Consider the following 18,388-nt stretch of genomic DNA (forward strand, 5'->3'; position numbering starts at 1 on the left):
ATAATTTTTGAGAGGTAATGTCAATGAAGCGTATTTGCCGTATATCGGCTCGACAATTGATTTCGATTGTTATTTATCTAATAATAGTTGCACCGGGCTTTACAGAAGATGCTTTAACGCAAGGCAAAAAATTTCTACTGAATAATCAGCCGGATAAGGCTGTACCGCTTTTCTATAAGGCAATGACAGACGGAAAGGGCGACTCTAAAATCAACTTGTATTTGGGGGTGTGCTACATCAGCCTCGGTAAATATGCGGAAGCCGAACAGCAGCTGTTGGCAGGTAAAAGTAAAGATGCGGCTGGCTCATATCTCTACTCATATAATCTGGGAAATGTTTACTTTTTGCAAAGCCGGTTTACAGAGGCGGAAGAAGCTTATACCGCGGCCTTGGCAGCGCGCCGCGCCTATCCGCCGGCTGTATTGAATAGAGCGAATACCTATATTAAATTGGAACAATATCCGCAAGCATTGGAAGATTATAAATTTTATTTAAATCTCGACCCCGCTACTTCCCAAAGACAGGCGATTCAGCGTATGGTATCGCTTCTAGAATCGGAACACCGTGAAGCGGAAATGATTCGAATGCAAGAAGAAGCACGGAGGTTGGCGGAAGAAGCCGAACGAAAAGCCGCAGAAGATCGGTATAAAAAACTGCAAGATGAAATAAATGCGAGTTTACAATCAGTAGATAATGCTTCTTCTCTTTCTGTCGGTTCGGATGAAACGTTAGACTATTCGGAGGATTATAATCTTGAATGATTTACACAAATATTTAATCGGAACAGCAGCAGGTATTGTACTATGTCTTTTAATTTGGGGCGGGTACTCTCTTATTTTCGGTGGGAAAGGGACAAATAACGTACCGATTTCAACAAATGAACTGAATGGCGGCGCTATTGGAACCGCTTCCGGGCAATCTTCCGATATTTTAGGAAATAACGGTTTCTTCGCAGCCGAAAATGACAGTAATGAACTTACGCAAGAGCAACAGGAGCGGCTTTTAGCTGCACAAGCTGCAAATGAAAGTCTTGCTAAAAAGTATGGTACCCAAGACGGAAGTAACCTACAAAATCAGCAAAGTTTATTGGATAGCCAAACGGATGGAACAGGGAGTGCCTATCCGGGAGTGTTCGGTTATGATGCGCTTGCGCTTAACCGCGGAACACAGGAACAGGAAACAGCGCGGGCAATCGGAAATCAAAAACTTGAAGAAGACCGTAATAAAGTACGCGGCTATATTGTGCAAGGAAAAAGTGCCGCTCAAAAAAATCAGCTGGACAATGCGCTTACCGCTTTTGAACACGCAGATGAAGCGATGCCTGATGACAAAGATTTTGAAGCCGCATCGTATCATGATATGGCATCATCCCTCTTTCTATTATCGAAAACAACGTCCGATACTCAGACTGCTCAAAAAGCCCGGGATGAAGCTGAACGGTATATAAAGAAATCGCTTGCAGCCCGCAATAATACGGATGCCCGCGAACTCTATAGTAATATTATAGCTGAATATCAAAAAGCGGCGGAAGCAAAGCGTCAGCAGGCGCTGTTAGCCCAACAGCAAGCGGCAGAACGCGCACGTAAAGAAGATCAAGCAGAGCAGCAGCGGAGACAGGTTGTAGAACTGATCGGACAAGGGAAAAACGCCGTAAACAAACGGCAGTTGAATAGTGCCACATCGGCATTCGATAGAGCGGCTGCCTCAATGCCGGACAATAAACAGTTTGCAAGCGATTCATACACGGAGATGGCTGATGCAATGCTCAATCTTGCACAGCACCTCTCAAATCCAAACGATGTGCAGACATCGCTGAATAAGGCCGAAAACTACATTAAAGCAGCGCTTGCTGCACAGAACAGCTCCAGTGCCCGTAATCTTTACGCTAAAATACTTGATGTCCGCAAAGAGCAGGAGCGGCTTACACAGGCAAAGGTCGAAGCCCAGCGTAAACAGCAGGAACAGGCTGCCCAAGCCGCGGCACAGAAAAAAGCCGAGGAACAACGGAAAGAACAGGAGCGGCTTGCACAGGCAAGAGCCGAAGCCCAGCGTAAGCAGCAAGAACAGGCTGCCCAAGCCGCGGCGCAGAAAAAGGCCGAGGAACAACGCAAACAGCAGGAGCGGCTTGCGCAGGCAAAGGCTGAAGCCCAGCGTAAGCAGCAAGAACAGGCTGCCCAAGCCGCGGCGCAGAAGAAAGCCGAGGAACAACGCAAAGAGCAGGAGCGGCTTGCACAGGCAAAGGCCGAAGCCCAGCGTAAACAGCAAGAACAGGCTGCCCAAGCCGAGGCGCAGCGTAAGCAGCAGGAACAGCCGAAAACAGCGGCACACAAGCAGGTAGAAAATCTGATAGCGCAAGGAATAACCGCAGCACAACGCAAACAGCTGAATAACGCTATTCTTGCTTTAGACAGAGCAAGCCGCTTCATGCCCAAGGATGATGATTTTGCTGAAGAGTCTTATCGCAAAATGGCTGATGCAATGTTTAACTTGGCGGAAAATTCGACGGACAAGCAGACAAAATCGGGTGCTTTGAAAAAAGCCGATGAGTATATTAAAAAAGGACTTGCTTCAAAAAATACTTCCGAATCACAAGCGTTGGCTGCAAAAATTACCGACGCGCAATCGGCACTGCAAGCGCAAGCAAATTCTGCTGCAAAATCGCAGACTGCACAGCAAACGCATCAGGCCGCGCCGCAAAAAAATACCGACGCAAATAATGCAAACGCGCAAGCGGCAGCACAAGCCCGCGCTGCAGCCCAAGCGGAGGCTGCACAAAAAGCACAAGCAGAATTGCTGGCTAAAAAACATGAAGTAGATGCACTGGTGCAACAAGGCAAAAAATCCGCAGCAAGCGGCAATTTTGCCGCAGCGCAAAGCGCTTTCAGTAAAGCCGCGGCGCAAATACCGTCAGGAGATGCTGCTTTTGCGGCAGAACAATACAGGGAGATGGTCGATGCCATGCAGTCGCTTGCCAAGACCTCTCCTGCCCATAAAGACCAAGCGTTAAAAGATGCCGCCGACTATATTAAGAAATCGATAGCTTCTAAAAATGATGATGCCAAGGCTCACTATGTATATGCTCAAATTGCAGATGCCCAAAACAATGGATCGCTTGCAGTGCAGGAATTGGAAGCCGCTCGCCGGCTCGATCCGCAGAATGCTCAATATAATTATGAGTTGGGTAGAAAGTATTTTGCACAGAAAAAATACCCGCAAGCGCGCACTGCGTTTGAACAAGCCGTAAAATCCAATCCGCAATTTGAAGCGGCTTTTTTCAACCTCGGTATGACGCACAAGATTATGAACGCAAATGATGCCGCTCTTACGGCCTTTTCAAAAGCCGCAGCGTTAAAGCCGGATTACGTCAGGGCATGGATCGAAATGGCCCGTATGCAGGATAAAAAGCGCAATTACGGTGAGGCAATTAACAACTACCGAAAAGCGTTGTCATTGGAACCTTCGAACACCTCAGCATTAAAAGAGATGGCGCAAGTGTATTCAAAACAAAAAGATGCTCAACAAGCGGAACGCTATTTTAAAGAAGCGTTAACGCTCGGTGATGCCGATCCGGTAACATATTATAACCTTGCTGCGGTACAACTTGAACTCGGCAAGACGGCAGAAGCGTTACAAAATGCACAAAAAGCCTTAGCAGTTAACGATAAAGACGCCCGCTTTTTATACACGTATGGATTAGCACTTGAAAAAAACAACCGGCTGCGCGAAGCTGAAGATTACTATACCCGTGCGGTTACAGCTGACGGGAACTATAGCAAGCCACGTATCAACCTTGGACGGATTCAGCTTGAAGCCGGTCATCTCGACAGTGCTGAACAGCATCTCTTGGCCGCATATCGGGAGGAGCCTTCAAACTTTGAAGTGAATATGAATTTAGGAAAGCTCTACGGGCTAAAAAATCAGTACGGTAAAGCTATCGATTATTATACAAATGCGATAAAAATTATGCCGAAAGATATCGATGCCCGTCAAAATCTTGCAGCTGTCTACTTATCAGCAGGATTAAAAGAAAATGCACGCGATACCTATCGGGATATTATCAAAATAAATCCGCAAGCATGGGATAGTTACTATGAGCTTGGAAAAGTGTATATTAGTTTAGATAACAAAGCGGAGGCAAAGGCTATTTTTGAGCAGTTGCTTAAGCAAAAACCGAATTACCGCTATGCAGCAGAAGTGAGAAAGTTATTGGTTAATCTCTAAGAAATAGTATCTTTAAGGCGAGGACAACGATTATGGCATCAGGAGAAAAGAAACGGTTATTAAATCTTCCTATTAAGTTGGTTTTAACACAGGAAGGTTCAACTTTCTTTATTAAGCAAAATAAGAAACTGCTGCGGTTTACTCTGGCGGGGAATGTTGAAGAGTATGGAATCTCTCTGGATTCTTTTGTGCCCGATAACATTCAACGCCTTATCCTCGCAAACTATATTTCAAAGATTGAAATTTCGCAGTCGGAACTGGTTGCTTCACGCCAAGAAATTATGGACTTATCAAAATTGATTGTATTCTCCCTGTTATACCGGCAGTACGATATGTTCATATTCAAACAGATTTTGGCTTCGCCGGTAATAAAGAAATGGAACAGGCTCAATCCTGCAAATATTATTGATGAAAAAACACACATCAATCAACAATATCTGGCAGCGATTTTAAAGAAAAATGAAGACCTCATTTACAAAACAAAAAAAGAAATTCTTGCTCCGTTGTCTGCCTTTATCAGTAAAGAAGATCTTTCTCCCGCAGATAAAAATATGAAACTTTTTCTGAGTGAAAAATTCCTGAATAATCTGCGGCCTTTTATCTGGTTTATCATTACGAAATTTAAAGCAGCCCCGAATTTTGACCTTATTATACGGACAATCCGTACCAGCCTTACCGAATATATCGATAAAACTAAGATAGCCGAATATATCTCGCTGGTGTTGATGGAGCTTATTTTAAGTGCTGAAAATATAAATATGCGGAATGAGGCAAAGCAGCTATTCCCTAATATCGAAGATCCTCAAGATGCACTTTTCGATCCGAAAGTCCGCCAATTACTTATTGCCGAACTCAAACGGAAGGAAGTAAAGGTCTTTGTCTCATGGAAAATCGGAGGCGGTAGTACCACTTCGATCGGTACACAGGGTAAGATGCAAATTTCAGTGTATAACAAAGCTGATTCTTCAGAAGCGATAAAAGCAAGTATAAACGACATGAAAAAAGCGGATATTAATAAAAATTCGCTCATCGACTTTTACCGTGCATTACCGGAAGGATCGGATATATGCAGTCTTGGTATGTATTATATTTCGTACCTTATAGAACAATGCGAAAGCAGAAATGTTCACTTTGAATCTAGCGCGAGTAAATCCGCTTCCGATTTAACGGTTGTCAATCTTTCTTTTATGTTCTAGGCCGATGAAGCACCTGTCTTTTATCTGTCTGTTATCAGCTGTTTTACTGTACGCTTCATGTTCATTTAATACGCCGACTGTTGTACTGGTAAAAAAACAGCGGATATATAGCTATAATCAACAGGGGGCTTTAACGGAGCGGTTGGCCGTTTTTATGTTGCTTGAAGACGGTGACGGCAGAAATGATTATAAAGACTTGACGCTGCGTGAAGATACTACCGGTCTTGAATGGGCGCTCCATCGGGAAACCACCGTTTTTTTACAGGAAACAGGATATTCCAAGAATGCACAATGGGTCGGTTCAAATAAGTTTAAGTATCCCCGCCGTTTTTTTCCTGCGGGACAATATACGCTGAGCGCGTCCGACTTGGGCGGAAATAAAACGGAGACAACCTTTTCACTGCAAGCGCCGCAGATAATCACTTTTTTACCATTTGAATTTACACTGGAAACCGAGCAATGGACGCTGAACATTACCGATAGCAGTGCGTGTTCATATTTTTCATTGATTATGTTGAGTGCTGATTTACAACCTCTTACCGTATATCAACTGCAAACGAACGGCACTGACCGGCAAAACGGCGCGCTTACAACGTTTGAGAATAAACCTACGGATGCACGGTATATCCAGTGCTTTGGAGAAAATACAGATCAATCCATCGGCTTTCTCAGTGCACCGCTCCCGTTGCCTTAGCCGGAATAAAACAGTTTAGATACCGGTATGAAGGAAGTCTATAAGCTGACTGTGTTTATAGGCTGCCATGTTAATCCGCCAATGCTTTAACCGGATCCAGCCGCGCGGCTTTAACCGCCGGTCGCAAACCGAAGAAAATACCGATGGTTATGGACACGGCAAATGCAATAACCGAACCGCTAATATTCGGGGAAAAGACCATCGTGAAATTGTCGGACTGAAAGACGGTTTGTACCAAAAGCATGCTAAGCCCTCCGCCAAGCAGCATACCGAATATGCCTCCCGTCAAACTCAACGTCGCGGACTCCACCAAGAACTGATTGCGTATTACCGCTTCGCTTGCGCCGAGCGCCTTGCGGATGCCGATTTCTTTTTTCCGCTCCGTTACGGTAACCAGCATAATATTCATAATGTTGATACCGCCGACCAGAAGTGACATAACTGCAATCACGGTAAGTACGACGCTGACCAGCCCGATTTGCGAATTGATTTGATTCATCAGATCTTTTTCCGAAAACGTCCATAAGGCGTTCTCTGTTTTGGCAAACGAATCGGAAAATGCCTTTATCTGCGTCGTTGCTTCGTCAATATATGCCGGATCGTAAATCTGCACCGAAGCGAGATCAGAATCATTTTTGCCGATACCCATATCCTCTGCAACAAATGACCGCGGCACCATAAAAGAACCGATACTGGAAAACCGATTGCGCGGCTTTACAACACCGCATACCTCAAACGAAAATGGAATAAACTGGCGTCCCTGATTATACGGAACGGTAAGCGTAACTCTTTTCCCGATAGCGTTTCCTTCGGGGAATAGCACCTTTGCTTCATCTTCAACCAGAATAATTTTATGCCGGCGATTCGCAAAATCATCAAGACTAAAACTTTTTCCATAAGACCATTCGTACCCGTTTGCCTCAAGTGCGCCGTATTCGATGCCTACTATCCGCTGATTTTTCAGATAAAACGAATTATGCGAAACCGTTGCGTTGAAAAAGCCTGAATAAAATACGTTTTTTACGTACGGTACATTTTTTTCCAATGCTTCACGGTATTTTTCGCTCAATTTGATATGATGTTTTTGTTTATCAAAATCCCACCGAGGCTCAATTTGAATCATATTCATCGCATCAAGGTTAAATAATTTCGCCATACTTGTCTGCATAGAGCTGCCGATATTGCTGATAACCGTCACAACGGTAACGCCGATTGCAATTCCTAAAAGGGACAGTACCGTCCGCAATTTTTTGCTGCGGAAATTGCCGAACGCATTGATAAAATCTTCTAACATAGCTGATCCTCAGGGTAAACGCATCAGTCTGATTTTTTATATCCCCGCGGAAAAATTGATACTATTCGACCAGAGTTGAACCTCTTCGCGGTTCAAATGGTCTCACAGTCTCAATTTTTCCGCGATTTATATCTACTCGGCCTGATGCGTTTACCCCTCTTTTCTAAAAATAGTGCAAAATTTTATTCAAAATTTTGCACAAAAGGAATATTAAATTAAGCCACACAAATAGTGTGCCTTAATTTAATTCCGAGTTTGCCGTTCGGCAAACATCGTAGATTATATGTACACTTATTCTTCCAACGCCTTGACGGGATCGAGTTTGCCGGCCTGCCATGCGGGGTACAGCCCGAAGAAAATACCTGCGCCTGCAGAAATCAAAAACGCCATCAACGCGCCCCGCATATTGAACGATAACACAACGTCGCTTCCGCCTGAAAACTGAGATAAAATCGGCGTAACGGCGACAAGACTGATTAAAAAACCTGCTGCAAGACCGATACCGCCGCCGACAATACTGATGGCTGCCGATTCCGTTAAGAACTGCGAAAGGATAGCCCCCGTCGTAGCGCCGATTGCTTTACGGATGCCGATTTCCTGCCGCCGCTCCGCAACCGTTACGAGCATGATATTCATAATACCGACACCGCCTATCAACAGCGAAAGCCCTGCAATACCGGACAGCACGGCGGCAATCATCGCAAGACTGCTCTGAACCTGTTTTTGCATCGACTGCGCCGACCATATCCGTACCGCATTTTTACTGTTTGCATATTCGTCGGAGGCTGCTTTAATCGCCTCTTCAACAGCTTCGATATCCATTATGGTATCGTACAATTCAACATCAACCGAGTCAGCTTCCTTTCGGCCGAATTGCAGCCTTATAAATGAATGCGGTATCAATACAAACCGCTGCATCTGCCCTACCGTCGTCTGTTTTGTTTTGAGCACGCCGATAACCGTACACGTAAAAAGGAGCGGCGCAGCATTTCCATTGTCCACCGACAGCGTCAGCGTTTTACCTACGGCGCTTCCTTCCGGAAATAAACCTTTTGCAATATCTTCCCCGATAATAACCTTCTGCGCGCCTGTCATAAAATCGGAAGCGGTAAAAAGCGTGCCGTATTCAAGATGCCATTTCTGCGCTTCCATGTATCCGTATTCTATGCCGTAGCATTCTTTAGATCCGGCATTCAGGCGGCCGCGCATCACCGAAGCGTTAAACGTATCAAATCCGAACACACGCTTTATCTGAGGCACCCGTTTTCTCAGCATATCGGCATAGCGGTCGTTAAAGGTAATGGCAGAATTCCGCCACGACGAAGGCCACACGGCAACTATCGAACTGCTTAAATCTTTAAACACTAAAGCAACGCTTGCTTCCAGCGAACGACTCAAATTCATTGTAATAACAACCGAGCATACTCCGATCATAATCCCTAAAAGCGAAAGAAGTGTGCGCATTTTATTGTGCCGGAAGTTCTGCAAGGCTGAAAGGATATCTTCAAACATGAGAGCCGTCCGCAGTGTCTGATGTATGCTTTTCTATATCTGTCCCGACAGTCGTATCCGTTGTACATACTTTCATCTCCGGCACCGCCGTGTCGGAGATGATTTTCCCGTCTTTAAGGTGGATGGAGCGCGGTGCCATTGCACCGATGTCAGGATCGTGAGTGACGATGATAACCGCCGTGCCTTGCCGGTTTATATCGAAAAAAAGGTCGAGTACAGATTGTCCCGTTTCGGAATCCAGCGCTCCGGTCGGCTCGTCGGCAAGAATCAGTTTAGGCCGGGTTACAAGGGCGCGGGCAATAGCGACACGCTGTTTTTGTCCGCCCGACAGCTCGCTCGGGCGGTGCTTGAGGCGGTTGCTCAATCCTACTTTCTCCAGTTCTTCGGCGGCAAGTTTCTTCCGTTCGGAGGCAGGCAGCCCCTGATACCGGAGCGGCAGCATCACGTTTTCAAGAATGGTAAGCGTGGGCAGGAGAAAATACTGCTGAAAGACAAACCCGATCGTTCTATTCCGCAAAAATGCCAAATCTTTTTCGGTCATTTCGGCAGTGTTTTCTCCGTCAACATAGATTGCCCCTGCCGTCGGGCGGTCAAGGCAGCCGATCATATTCATACACGTCGTTTTACCTGACCCGGATGGCCCCATAAGCGAAACAAAGCTCCCTTCCGGTATATCGAACGAGACGCTGCGCAAGGCATGTACTTCGTTTTCTCCCATAAAAAAGGTTTTTACCACCGAATCAAGGGAGACAATCATCCCTGGTTTCACTGCTCGTCTCCTAGAAATCTCTGCCGTTGTTCGGCTTTGCTTGATTTTTCAGCACATCGTTTTCTTGCACGCCGGAGAGAATCTTCACAAAGCCTTTAATATACGGTTCAACAGTTACCGCAATTTCCTGTGTGGTATTGCCATCGATTTTATCGACAAACGGCTTCCCCTCCACATAACGGATGGCATCTTGCTCTACAATGAGCGCTTCGGAGTCGGCGCCGGTTACGATGGTTCCATTAAAAGAATAACCGGGAAGAATTTTTTCCGGTGGATTATCCAGCCGGATGAGCGTATCGACAACCGTCCGCCCAAGGCTGGTCAGCCGCGCTATTGCCGGATAGGAGATAACCTCCGCCTGTACTTTAATATCCGGTTCGGCGGGGAATGTCATATCAACCTTTTGTCCGACTGCAAGGCGGGATGCATCGCTTTCGGCAATTTCGACCGTGGCTTTAAGAAAACTCCGGTCAATCAACGTACCGAAGGTATCTTTTGCCTTGGCGTATTGTCCTTGCGAAATCGTGAAAGCCGCAACAATGCCGTCAAATTTTGCATACACTTTGCGGTCAGCGAGCTGTTTTTCCAGAAGCCGCAATTCCTGTTCCATCAAGCTCAACTTTTGAGAGGAACCGTTTATTTGTTCTTGTTTTATTACAAATGACTGCCGGGCAACATCATAGCTTTGTTTATCGGTATCAAGCGCAAACAAGAGTGCGCCTTTTTTTACTCTGTCGCCTTCTTTTACCAGAACCTGTTCGATAAACCCCTCGCCGGGCGCTTCTAAAATCTGCGTCTGCGCGGCTTCGATATAACCGGACACCTCAATTTGATTGTGTTCGATTTCCTTTTTTACCGTTAAAGGTGGTAAATCACCTGTTTTTGTGCTTTTAGGCTTCATAAAAATATACCAGCCGCCTACTAACGCCGCTATGCATACAATAACAATAATTCTCGTTTTCCGCGATTTTCGCTGCCGTGTCGTCAGCGGCTTTTTATTGATACTCATCGTGTCCTCCAATTATATTTTTTAATCTCCCAATATCCGGAACGGTTATTCCCAGCTCTTTTGATATATCCTTGTTCTTTTAATGTTGCAATTGTACGTTCGACCGTCCGGGTCGTTACCTCAAGTTTTTCACTGATTTCTTTTTGCGTGCTCTTGGGGTATTGTATCAGAAAATGCAATACTCTTTGGATCACAGTATCATCAGTAGAAGCACCGACAGCGGTATTCATGTCGGTATTCATGTCGGTATTCATGTCGGTATTCATGTCGGTATTCATGCGATATTCATACCGTTTATCATAGAATCTCTGCGGCTTCTCCCATACGACACCGGCATGTATCTCTTTTTTACAGCATTCAAACATCACCATAATATCTTCCGGGTGTACAGTGTACTTGGGTATAGGAGTGTCGTGTTCAATACATGCCTCACAGATTTTTTCGATACCGCGCCCCCATGTTTCTATTAAACCGGCTCTGAAAAAACCATTCGCAATATTCGGATTAAATGGTTTTGAACGATGCTTACTCATCAACGTATCGACTGTCCAGCCTGCAGGCAGGATACAGTCGTTGGAAATATATAATTTATCTTTATATACGCTAATCTGGATAGGAATCTGAGTTGCATAATTTTTATGCACAATCGCATTATACACCGCCTCCCTAATTGCGGCTTTAGGGAACGGATATGTTTCAATACGGGTAACACCTTCATACGTGATATCAGCTGTCAAATATTTTGTAAACAATAAATCGATTACTTTTTCCGCTTGACTAATCAATGACCCGTGAATTTCATCCATATATGCAATATCGGTATTTGATTTAAAATAACCGACTTTGATATACGCGCCATTAATCCATTTTTCAGGGTCTTGATAGAACAACATCATACCAGCTCTTAAAACATGCCCGTCTTTGACAAGACCTAAATGATCCAATAACTGGGCATCGGTTATCTGTAAATCTTTCTCGTCCATCCTTTTACTCAGGAGTGCTTGATTACGAAAAAGAGCAAAACTGTCGTGCCAAAAATCCTTCATATCAAGGTTTTCCATCGGAACGCTATCCCAGGTAAGTCCCGTACGCTCAAACAGAAATTGCGTAAGAGCAGCGCCTTTGAGCAACTGTTTTGTACTGCCGCTGCGATAATGATATTCCCCTTTATAATTAACCGGATATGAACTCGGAGAAACACTGATCTCTAAATACTCTTTAGTATGGCTGGTATGTAAATTTACATCGACAATGATGCCTAATACGTCTCGTACTTTATTGGGAATATCCGTCAGCAGTTTTTTTGCATTTTTTAGGCCGACCGTCTCACCCTTATCATCTTTACCGATATATATTTTGCCTCCTTGCGCATTTGCAAAGCCGCATATCCATTTGAGGTACTCTTCCTTCCATTCAGCTTTCCATTCTACATTCTGCTGCTCTTTATGCTTTTCCGTTTTCATAATTCTTTGCCTTATAAGAACCTCTCATTAGAGGCTGTCCTTAGATTTATTCCTGATAGTATTGCATTATCGCTTTTCAAACAGCAGCGCCGTATCGATATTGAAAATCATAACGGCTGTTTTAGCCTTTGCATAGCGGACTTCCGCTTTTTTATACTCAAGTTCTGCTTGCAGGCTTTCAACCTTGCTGATAACACCATTGCGGTACCATTGGGCATGGTCATCGGCATTTTGCTTATAGATGCTTAATTCATCCGCTGTTGCCGTTTGCTGCCATATCATCTGCTCCTTCGCTGTTTTATTGGTATGGAGCTGTTTTTGATACTCTTCCTTTGCATCTTCAATTTTAAGCCGCTCAATCGCATCTTCAAGCTCTGCATTTTTTTTATCGAGTTTCCGATACTGAATTGAAAAAGGATTCCAGCTGAATGACAGTTTAATTGCCGTGTTTTTAGGATCGGAAAGCGGAACCTCGACGCCGGTGTACGCCTTCCCTCCGGGGAATTGCATACTCAATCCGCCTAAGACGGAATGCTCATTTTTTGCGGAGGCGTTGCCGATTTTCGTATTACGCAATTTATAACCGGCATCTGCCCCGATGGAAAACGGAGACAGCTCAATATCCCGTTTAGCCGCATTTTGAGTATGCTGCTGTTCCGCTTCAACAAGTTTTTTATAAGCAGTTTGAGGATACTGTTCAATATCCGTGGCCTTTTGTATGGGGATGGAATCCCATAGCGACGTTAAAAACGTTTGAGGTGCCTCATCGGTTGAAAGTCCGCAGCTTTCCGCAAAAACATGGTATGACGCCGAAAAGTTAAAATCCGCATTCTGGTGTTCCCGTTTTGCACCCAACCGCTCTAAATTGGCCGTACGCATTTTTGTAGAACTGTCGGCATAGCCTTGTGCCTTTGTTTGATTATATTGAATCTCAGCTTTTACTTCGCTCAGTTCTTTATCAAGCAGTGTTGTATAATCGTCCAAAAGCTGCTGAATATCTTGAAGGAACTGCTTTTCAGCAAGCGCCAAACCTTCTTCTTTTGCCCGCCGCGCTTGATCTGCCGCGGATTGCGCAAGGTTAAGCGTATATTTTTTTGCTTCTGCATTTTTGGAATAGATATCGGTAGACACAGAAACCTCGGCGCCGGTTTCTTGCCGCTGCCCTACTTTACTGTACGGTACGCTCAGTTTTATGCCTGTATTATTGTACGAAGGTAATGCGATATTTGCATACGGTTCGGTTGTAATACCTCGTTTATTCGCATCCGTATTAAGAACAAGCTGCGTATTTCCGCTGCCGACTTCCATTGTTACTAACGATTCGGTTTTTGCTTTTTCTGCTTTATTGGCTGCAATATCCGCCTGCATTTGCAGCTGCCGGTAATGGCTGTCGTGTTCAACACGGTACTGCAAGAGTTTTTGATACACTGAATCTTGAGCCACCCCTGTTTCCGTTTGAGCAAAAAGGGCAATGGCCGCGGATAAACATATCGTTATACAAGCAATCTTTTTCATAGAGGCGAATAACTCCTTGCAGCAGTTTTTATAATTTTTGGGAAAATATCTCGGCAATAGCCTCGATAAGGCGCTTGTCAGCATCGGTAAAATGATCGTACTTGGGTGCATCGAGATCAATTACACCGAATAAAATACCATTGTGAATAATCGGTACAACTAATTCGCTTTTGCTTGCTGCATCACAGGCAATATGCCCTGGAAAAGCGTGTACATCGGGTACCATGATCGTTTTTCGACTGACTGCACAATGACCGCAGACGCCTTTTCCATGACTAATTCGATAGCAAGCCGGTCGGCCTTGAAATGGCCCCAGTACCAATTCATCACCTTTCATTTGATAAAAACCCGCCCAGTTTAAACCGGAGATATTTTCCATAATAAAAGCGCTGGTATTTGCCATTACCGCGATAATATCGGCTTCGCTTTCGATTAATGAGTGATATTGAGCTAATTTTTCTTTCATTGGGTTGCTCCTACTTTTATCTTTAACCAAGGGAAACCGTTTTTAATACGGTTAGCAGTGTTTCTTTGGATAGTATAATACTATTTATAATATAATATATTGTCAAGTATAATATTCAAGCATTTAAAGCCGTTTCATCAGCACAAATTGGTGCATTTGCTCGAAAATCGCTGTTGCTTCCAGTTGACATTTTTCGGGTTCTATGCTCATAATAAGAATATGTTACCGTACGCTTACGTTGAGGCAGCCCTTGCTCGTCATGCCGCCCCCTGTCTGGCAGGAATTAAGCCGGCGAATCTCGTGTCGTTTCCAAGTGCCGATATTCAATGGTGCGATGCTTATAATGCAATGCTAAATGACCAAGGAATATATTTTACTCCGATTTGCGTATGCGAAGATCGTGCTCAAGTATTAGTATATCGGAAGGATTTGCTTGCTCATTTTTGCTGCCAGCCGAAAGTGTTTGCAGCGCTACGGTATTTCGGGTATCAGCCGGAATGCGGGCTTGATGCAATTATTATACGATTAAAAGAGCGGATGTCTGGTTTTATAGGAACACGGAGCAGAGAGCAAGGAAAAAACTTTCCGCATGAAATCGGGCTTTTTTTAGGCTATCCTGCAGATGATGTAATGCAGTATGTAAAAACAGGAGGCCGAAATTGTCTGTTTTGCGGGTATTGGAAAGTATACAGCAATCCCGAACAGGCATTACAAGTGTTTCATCAATATACGGAATGTAAAGAGCGTTTTGCTTTACAGATAAAGAGCGGCATGACTATCTTTGAGATAGTTTGTGTTGCCTAACAGTAGAATAATACTTATATTATTCTCATCACACTTTATAAGGAGTTTTCTATGGCAAAAGTTGCAGTAGTATTTTGGAGCGGAACCGGTCATACCGAAAAAATGGCTCATTGTATTATGGACGGACTGAAAGCAGGCGGAGCAGAGGCGGAATTATTCACTGTTTCGCAGTTCAGTGCGGACAAATTAGATAGTTATGACAAAATCGCCTTCGGCTGCCCTGCGATGGGGTCTGAGGAACTTGAACCGGATGAATTTGAACCGTTCTTTGCTTCTATCGAAAATAAGCTTTCAGGACGCAAAATCGCGCTGTTCGGGTCTTACGAATGGGCGGATGGCGAATGGATGCAGACTTGGGTAGAACGGGCAAAGCGCGATGGAGCCGATGTGTTTGAAGAAGGACTCATTGCTTATGACGATCCCGATGAAGAGGCACAGAAAAAGTGCAAGGAATTCGGCGAACGCTTTGCGAAATAACCGTACAATGCGGTAATAGACGGCACAAAGAACTTTTCTTTGTGCCGTTTTTTATTTCATAATATAGGTTTTAAGCGGAGGAAAGCCGTTAAACTCCACAGATGCATAACTTGCCGTATATGCACCGGCACTCAGAAAGTAGACCCTATCCCCCGGTTTAAGATTAATTGGAAGTTGGTATTTATGCTTTTCATACATAATATCCATACTATCACAGGTCGGTCCTGCAAGAATCACCTCACCGCGTCTACTGCAATTTGAATCCTTTGAGGTTATGATAGGATACTTAATACTTTCGTTCAGTGTTTCCACTAATCCGTTAAAAACGCCGGCATCAACATAGACCCAACGCTGCAAAGCTGTATTGTTCTTTCGCGAAACGGTGATAACTTCGGTAACAAGAACGCCAGCGTCGCCAACCATAGACCGTCCCGGTTCAAGGATGATACGGGGACGTTCATCGCCGAAATCGTCGTCAAGATATCGGTTAATTTCGCTTGCATATTCGGAAAGCTCATTGGTCGGCACAACATACGAAGCAGGAAATCCGCCGCCCATATTGATCATCTTGAGTTCAATGTCTTCTTCTTCTTCAAGAGAGCTCATCAGATACTTTGTTTTTGCAATAGCATCGTCCCATTGCCCGATATCCCGCTGCTGGCTGCCGACATGGAATGAAATACCATAAGGAATAAGCCCCAGTTCTTTCGCTAAAATACAGAGATCGTAGGCCATATCGGGATGGCAGCCGAACTTACGGGAAAGCGGCCAGTCGGCGCTATTGGTGTTTTCAACCAAGATGCGGACATAGACATACGATTTGGGTGCATATTTTGCGAGGTTTTTTAAATCATCTTTACTGTCGGTAACGAATAGTCGAACGCCTTTTTCGTAAAAATAGGCAATATCCTTTGCTTTTTTGATCGTATTGCCATAACTGAGACGGTCAGGGGTTATCCCTAGGGCAAGGATCTTATCAAGTTCATAACGTGAGGCAATGTCAAAGTTTGCTCCCAGCTCAATGAGAAGCTTTAAAACTTCCTCATGAGGATTTGCCTTCACCGCATAATAAATATCCGCAGTGGAAAAGAACTTCTTTAATTCAAGATAATTTTTTTTAATTCGATCTAAATTGATAACAACACAGGGCGTTTCAAGTTTTTCGGAAAACTGCAGCAGCCTTTTCCATTCGGTTTCGCTAAGATAATCGGTTACATTCATGCCCGCCTCCGGATGCGTCTCTGGGACTATGGTGATATTAACATAGCTTTCGCTATAAGAGAGGTATTACCATAATCATATTGTTTTTATCTGTCAACAAATGAATAAGAGATAGTATAACCGATTTTTTCTGTTTTTAAAGAGAAAAATAGAAAAAAAAGAGCGATAGTTACGACACTGTTAAATATGTTTCATAATGACACAGAGTTTTATTTATATCGAAAATATTGACTCAATATGGTGTATAAAATGACACAGTGTGCCGGAAAAAGAGCATAATCAGGGGTTGAAATGCTGTTTGAGTTTCGAAAAATTGAGAAAAGAATCGGTTTTGAACCTGTTTTAACTGCTGTTTGTACTGTATACGCTGAATTATTGTGGAAAAACAGCCATATACACCGAGGTTTTCTATAATTAAACTTGGCACGCTTATTGCTTGATAATAAGTGAAGTTGAAAAACTTCAAGGACTTTCTAAAAGTCCTATTATAACAAAGCCTTTTGGAGGAAAACTATGAACTCACTCAGTATTTTTAATCCCTTATTTGCGGACTCTATGCTTGACTCATTAAATCACGACAACTCCCATTTCGGCGTTTTCAGTCCGTTGGCGAATGCAACTTATCCGACTGTTGACGTGCGCGAAACAAGCGGCGCCTATATTATGGATATCGATCTTCCCGGTTATACGGAAAAAGATGTTACTATTCACTTAAAAGAACGCGTTTTGACGGTTGCTTCCAGCCATGAGGAAACAAAAGAGACGGAAGAAAAACCCAACGGCGAACAATTCCTTATCCGTGAACGCACACAACGCCGTTTTGTCAGACGGTTTACGCTGCCCGAAGATATCGACCAAGACAAGGTTGAAGCCGGCTTTAAAAACGGCGTGTTAACCGTCAATATACCGCGCAAGGAGATTGCTCCCCGCCGGCAGATTGCGATAAAATCAAACTAAGGGGTTCCCGATCAATCGGAATTGCGATTGACCGAAGCCGTAGAAACTAAGTGAAAAGCCCTCTGCATGATAAGTATGCGGAGGGCTTTTTTTTCGAAATATCAATCGTATCTATTCGTATAATACCGAAGGTATACGTTATATCATAAAAACACTCTTTTTTAATCTAAACAGATACAGGTTATCAATATGATACCGCTGCCGCATTATCTTTTCATAAACCGAAAAGTGTGGTACATTCTTTCAGTATAGAGCGTCTCGAAAACTTTGAGATTTTTAATGGGAGGTCATATATGAAATTGCAGAAAAACACGCAACGGATCGTATTATCAATAGTTCTTGCCTTGTGTTGGGTTTGTCTGTCATCTTGCCAAACGGCAAATAATGCTGCTAAGGCAAAAGAAAAGCCCCGCACGTCTACCGAAAATACAAATTCAAAAGCCGGTTTATATCATGCCATGGCAGAAGGGGTAACGAAGCAATGCCCCCTGGAAATTGATGAAGCAACCACTCTCACAAAGCTCGAGTATAAAGAGGAACAGCATGCGCTTGTATACACATATCTTTTTTCCGGCGGTGTTTATGAAGACATGAATGAACAAATGTGGGGCGTTGTACAGAAATCAGTAGAAAATATGGTAAAAGAAAAACTGAAAACAAATCAAATGATCTATCAAATAAGAAAAGACGGTATTACCGTGATTTATATCTATATGGATAAAAACGGCAAAGAATTATTTTCCATAACGCTTCTGTCCGGCGAATATTAATAGAAATACTTGAACTTTAA

The 18,388-nt window shown here is 43.8% G+C and carries 16 protein-coding genes; 8 read left to right on the forward strand and 8 right to left on the reverse strand.

The window, feature by feature from the left end:
* Window positions 1-23: 23 nt before the first annotated feature.
* Genes E4N66_RS12830 through E4N66_RS12845 form a run of 4 tightly spaced genes read left to right on the forward strand, consistent with a single transcriptional unit; the run spans window position 24 to window position 6,111 of the window.
* On the forward strand, window positions 24-761 hold the full coding sequence (locus E4N66_RS12830) for a tetratricopeptide repeat protein (protein ID WP_044014303.1): 738 nt from the start codon (window positions 24-26) through the stop codon (window positions 759-761).
* A complete protein-coding gene (locus E4N66_RS12835) occupies window positions 754-4,221 on the forward strand; it encodes a tetratricopeptide repeat protein (protein ID WP_253728386.1) in 3,468 nt (1,155 codons plus the stop codon). The genes E4N66_RS12830 and E4N66_RS12835 overlap by 8 nt, the downstream gene beginning before the upstream one ends.
* 32 nt (window positions 4,222-4,253) lie before the next feature.
* On the forward strand, window positions 4,254-5,417 hold the full coding sequence (locus E4N66_RS12840) for a DUF8084 family protein (protein WP_044014299.1): 1,164 nt from the start codon (window positions 4,254-4,256) through the stop codon (window positions 5,415-5,417).
* 4 nt (window positions 5,418-5,421) lie between these two features.
* Window positions 5,422-6,111, forward strand: a complete 690-nt coding sequence (locus tag E4N66_RS12845; RefSeq protein WP_253728387.1) for a hypothetical protein — start codon at window positions 5,422-5,424, stop codon at window positions 6,109-6,111.
* A gap of 70 nt (window positions 6,112-6,181) precedes the next feature.
* Here the strand turns inward: E4N66_RS12845 and E4N66_RS12850 are convergent, their stop codons facing one another.
* The 7 genes from E4N66_RS12850 to E4N66_RS12880 all read right to left on the reverse strand — a co-directional run bounded on the left by E4N66_RS12850 (window position 6,182) and on the right by E4N66_RS12880 (window position 14,139).
* Window positions 6,182-7,405 carry an ABC transporter permease gene (locus E4N66_RS12850; RefSeq protein ID WP_253728388.1) on the reverse strand — a complete coding sequence of 408 codons (1,224 nt, stop codon included), beginning with the start codon at window positions 7,403-7,405 and terminating at the stop codon, window positions 6,182-6,184.
* A gap of 291 nt (window positions 7,406-7,696) precedes the next feature.
* On the reverse strand, window positions 7,697-8,917 hold the full coding sequence (locus E4N66_RS12855; protein ID WP_253728389.1) for an ABC transporter permease: 1,221 nt from the start codon (window positions 8,915-8,917) through the stop codon (window positions 7,697-7,699).
* Complete coding sequence (locus E4N66_RS12860; RefSeq protein ID WP_253729458.1) at window positions 8,910-9,674, reverse strand: ABC transporter ATP-binding protein; 765 nt, start codon at window positions 9,672-9,674, stop codon at window positions 8,910-8,912. The genes E4N66_RS12855 and E4N66_RS12860 overlap by 8 nt, the downstream gene beginning before the upstream one ends.
* Before the next feature lie 22 nt (window positions 9,675-9,696).
* Entirely contained in the window at window positions 9,697-10,695 is a 999-nt protein-coding gene (locus E4N66_RS12865) for an efflux RND transporter periplasmic adaptor subunit (protein WP_253728390.1), read from the reverse strand.
* Complete coding sequence (locus E4N66_RS12870) at window positions 10,692-12,158, reverse strand: ATP-binding protein (RefSeq protein ID WP_253728391.1); 1,467 nt, start codon at window positions 12,156-12,158, stop codon at window positions 10,692-10,694. Before E4N66_RS12870 ends, E4N66_RS12865 begins: the two co-directional genes overlap by 4 nt.
* Window positions 12,159-12,224: 66 nt before the next feature.
* On the reverse strand, window positions 12,225-13,673 hold the full coding sequence (locus E4N66_RS12875; protein ID WP_253728392.1) for a TolC family protein: 1,449 nt from the start codon (window positions 13,671-13,673) through the stop codon (window positions 12,225-12,227).
* 28 nt (window positions 13,674-13,701) lie between these two features.
* Entirely contained in the window at window positions 13,702-14,139 is a 438-nt protein-coding gene (locus tag E4N66_RS12880) for a GAF domain-containing protein (RefSeq protein WP_253728393.1), read from the reverse strand.
* Between the two features lie 219 nt (window positions 14,140-14,358).
* Between E4N66_RS12880 and E4N66_RS12885 the strand changes: the two genes are divergently transcribed.
* Both E4N66_RS12885 and E4N66_RS12890 read left to right on the forward strand, forming a co-directional pair.
* Window positions 14,359-14,943 (forward strand): DUF3793 family protein, encoded by a 585-nt coding sequence (locus E4N66_RS12885; RefSeq protein ID WP_253728394.1) that lies wholly within the window; start codon window positions 14,359-14,361, stop codon window positions 14,941-14,943.
* 51 nt (window positions 14,944-14,994) lie between these two features.
* Window positions 14,995-15,420 carry a flavodoxin gene (locus E4N66_RS12890; RefSeq protein ID WP_044014283.1) on the forward strand — a complete coding sequence of 142 codons (426 nt, stop codon included), beginning with the start codon at window positions 14,995-14,997 and terminating at the stop codon, window positions 15,418-15,420.
* A 51-nt stretch (window positions 15,421-15,471) separates the two neighbouring features.
* Here the strand turns inward: E4N66_RS12890 and E4N66_RS12895 are convergent, their stop codons facing one another.
* On the reverse strand, window positions 15,472-16,641 hold the full coding sequence (locus tag E4N66_RS12895) for a type III PLP-dependent enzyme (RefSeq protein ID WP_253728395.1): 1,170 nt from the start codon (window positions 16,639-16,641) through the stop codon (window positions 15,472-15,474).
* A gap of 513 nt (window positions 16,642-17,154) precedes the next feature.
* Between E4N66_RS12895 and E4N66_RS12900 the strand changes: the two genes are divergently transcribed.
* Together E4N66_RS12900 and E4N66_RS12905 are read left to right on the forward strand one after the other, a co-directional pair.
* Window positions 17,155-17,598 (forward strand): Hsp20/alpha crystallin family protein, encoded by a 444-nt coding sequence (locus tag E4N66_RS12900; RefSeq protein ID WP_044014277.1) that lies wholly within the window; start codon window positions 17,155-17,157, stop codon window positions 17,596-17,598.
* Window positions 17,599-17,891: 293 nt separating this feature from the next.
* On the forward strand, window positions 17,892-18,368 hold the full coding sequence (locus tag E4N66_RS12905; RefSeq protein WP_253728396.1) for a hypothetical protein: 477 nt from the start codon (window positions 17,892-17,894) through the stop codon (window positions 18,366-18,368).
* Window positions 18,369-18,388 lie beyond the last annotated feature (20 nt).

It is taken from the genome of Treponema sp. OMZ 857 (assembly GCF_024181085.1).
In the GTDB taxonomy this organism is placed as follows: domain Bacteria; phylum Spirochaetota; class Spirochaetia; order Treponematales; family Treponemataceae; genus Treponema.

What these genes read in the sequence shown, in the direction of transcription:
- E4N66_RS12885 (WP_253728394.1), top strand. Translation starts at nt 14,359, where the DNA reads ATGTTACCGTACGCTTACGTTGAGGCAGCCCTTGCTCGTCATGCCGCC.
- E4N66_RS12905 (WP_253728396.1), top strand. Translation starts at nt 17,892, where the DNA reads ATGAAATTGCAGAAAAACACGCAACGGATCGTATTATCAATAGTTCTT.
- E4N66_RS12850 (WP_253728388.1), bottom strand. Translation starts at nt 7,405, where the DNA reads ATGTTAGAAGATTTTATCAATGCGTTCGGCAATTTCCGCAGCAAAAAA.
- E4N66_RS12865 (WP_253728390.1), bottom strand. Translation starts at nt 10,695, where the DNA reads ATGAGTATCAATAAAAAGCCGCTGACGACACGGCAGCGAAAATCGCGG.
- E4N66_RS12870 (WP_253728391.1), bottom strand. Translation starts at nt 12,158, where the DNA reads ATGAAAACGGAAAAGCATAAAGAGCAGCAGAATGTAGAATGGAAAGCT.
- E4N66_RS12840 (WP_044014299.1), top strand. Translation starts at nt 4,254, where the DNA reads ATGGCATCAGGAGAAAAGAAACGGTTATTAAATCTTCCTATTAAGTTG.
- E4N66_RS12860 (WP_253729458.1), bottom strand. Translation starts at nt 9,674, where the DNA reads ATGATTGTCTCCCTTGATTCGGTGGTAAAAACCTTTTTTATGGGAGAA.
- E4N66_RS12830 (WP_044014303.1), top strand. Translation starts at nt 24, where the DNA reads ATGAAGCGTATTTGCCGTATATCGGCTCGACAATTGATTTCGATTGTT.
- E4N66_RS12880 (WP_253728393.1), bottom strand. Translation starts at nt 14,139, where the DNA reads ATGAAAGAAAAATTAGCTCAATATCACTCATTAATCGAAAGCGAAGCC.
- E4N66_RS12855 (WP_253728389.1), bottom strand. Translation starts at nt 8,917, where the DNA reads ATGTTTGAAGATATCCTTTCAGCCTTGCAGAACTTCCGGCACAATAAA.
- E4N66_RS12900 (WP_044014277.1), top strand. Translation starts at nt 17,155, where the DNA reads ATGAACTCACTCAGTATTTTTAATCCCTTATTTGCGGACTCTATGCTT.
- E4N66_RS12875 (WP_253728392.1), bottom strand. Translation starts at nt 13,673, where the DNA reads ATGAAAAAGATTGCTTGTATAACGATATGTTTATCCGCGGCCATTGCC.
- E4N66_RS12895 (WP_253728395.1), bottom strand. Translation starts at nt 16,641, where the DNA reads ATGAATGTAACCGATTATCTTAGCGAAACCGAATGGAAAAGGCTGCTG.
- E4N66_RS12890 (WP_044014283.1), top strand. Translation starts at nt 14,995, where the DNA reads ATGGCAAAAGTTGCAGTAGTATTTTGGAGCGGAACCGGTCATACCGAA.
- E4N66_RS12845 (WP_253728387.1), top strand. Translation starts at nt 5,422, where the DNA reads ATGAAGCACCTGTCTTTTATCTGTCTGTTATCAGCTGTTTTACTGTAC.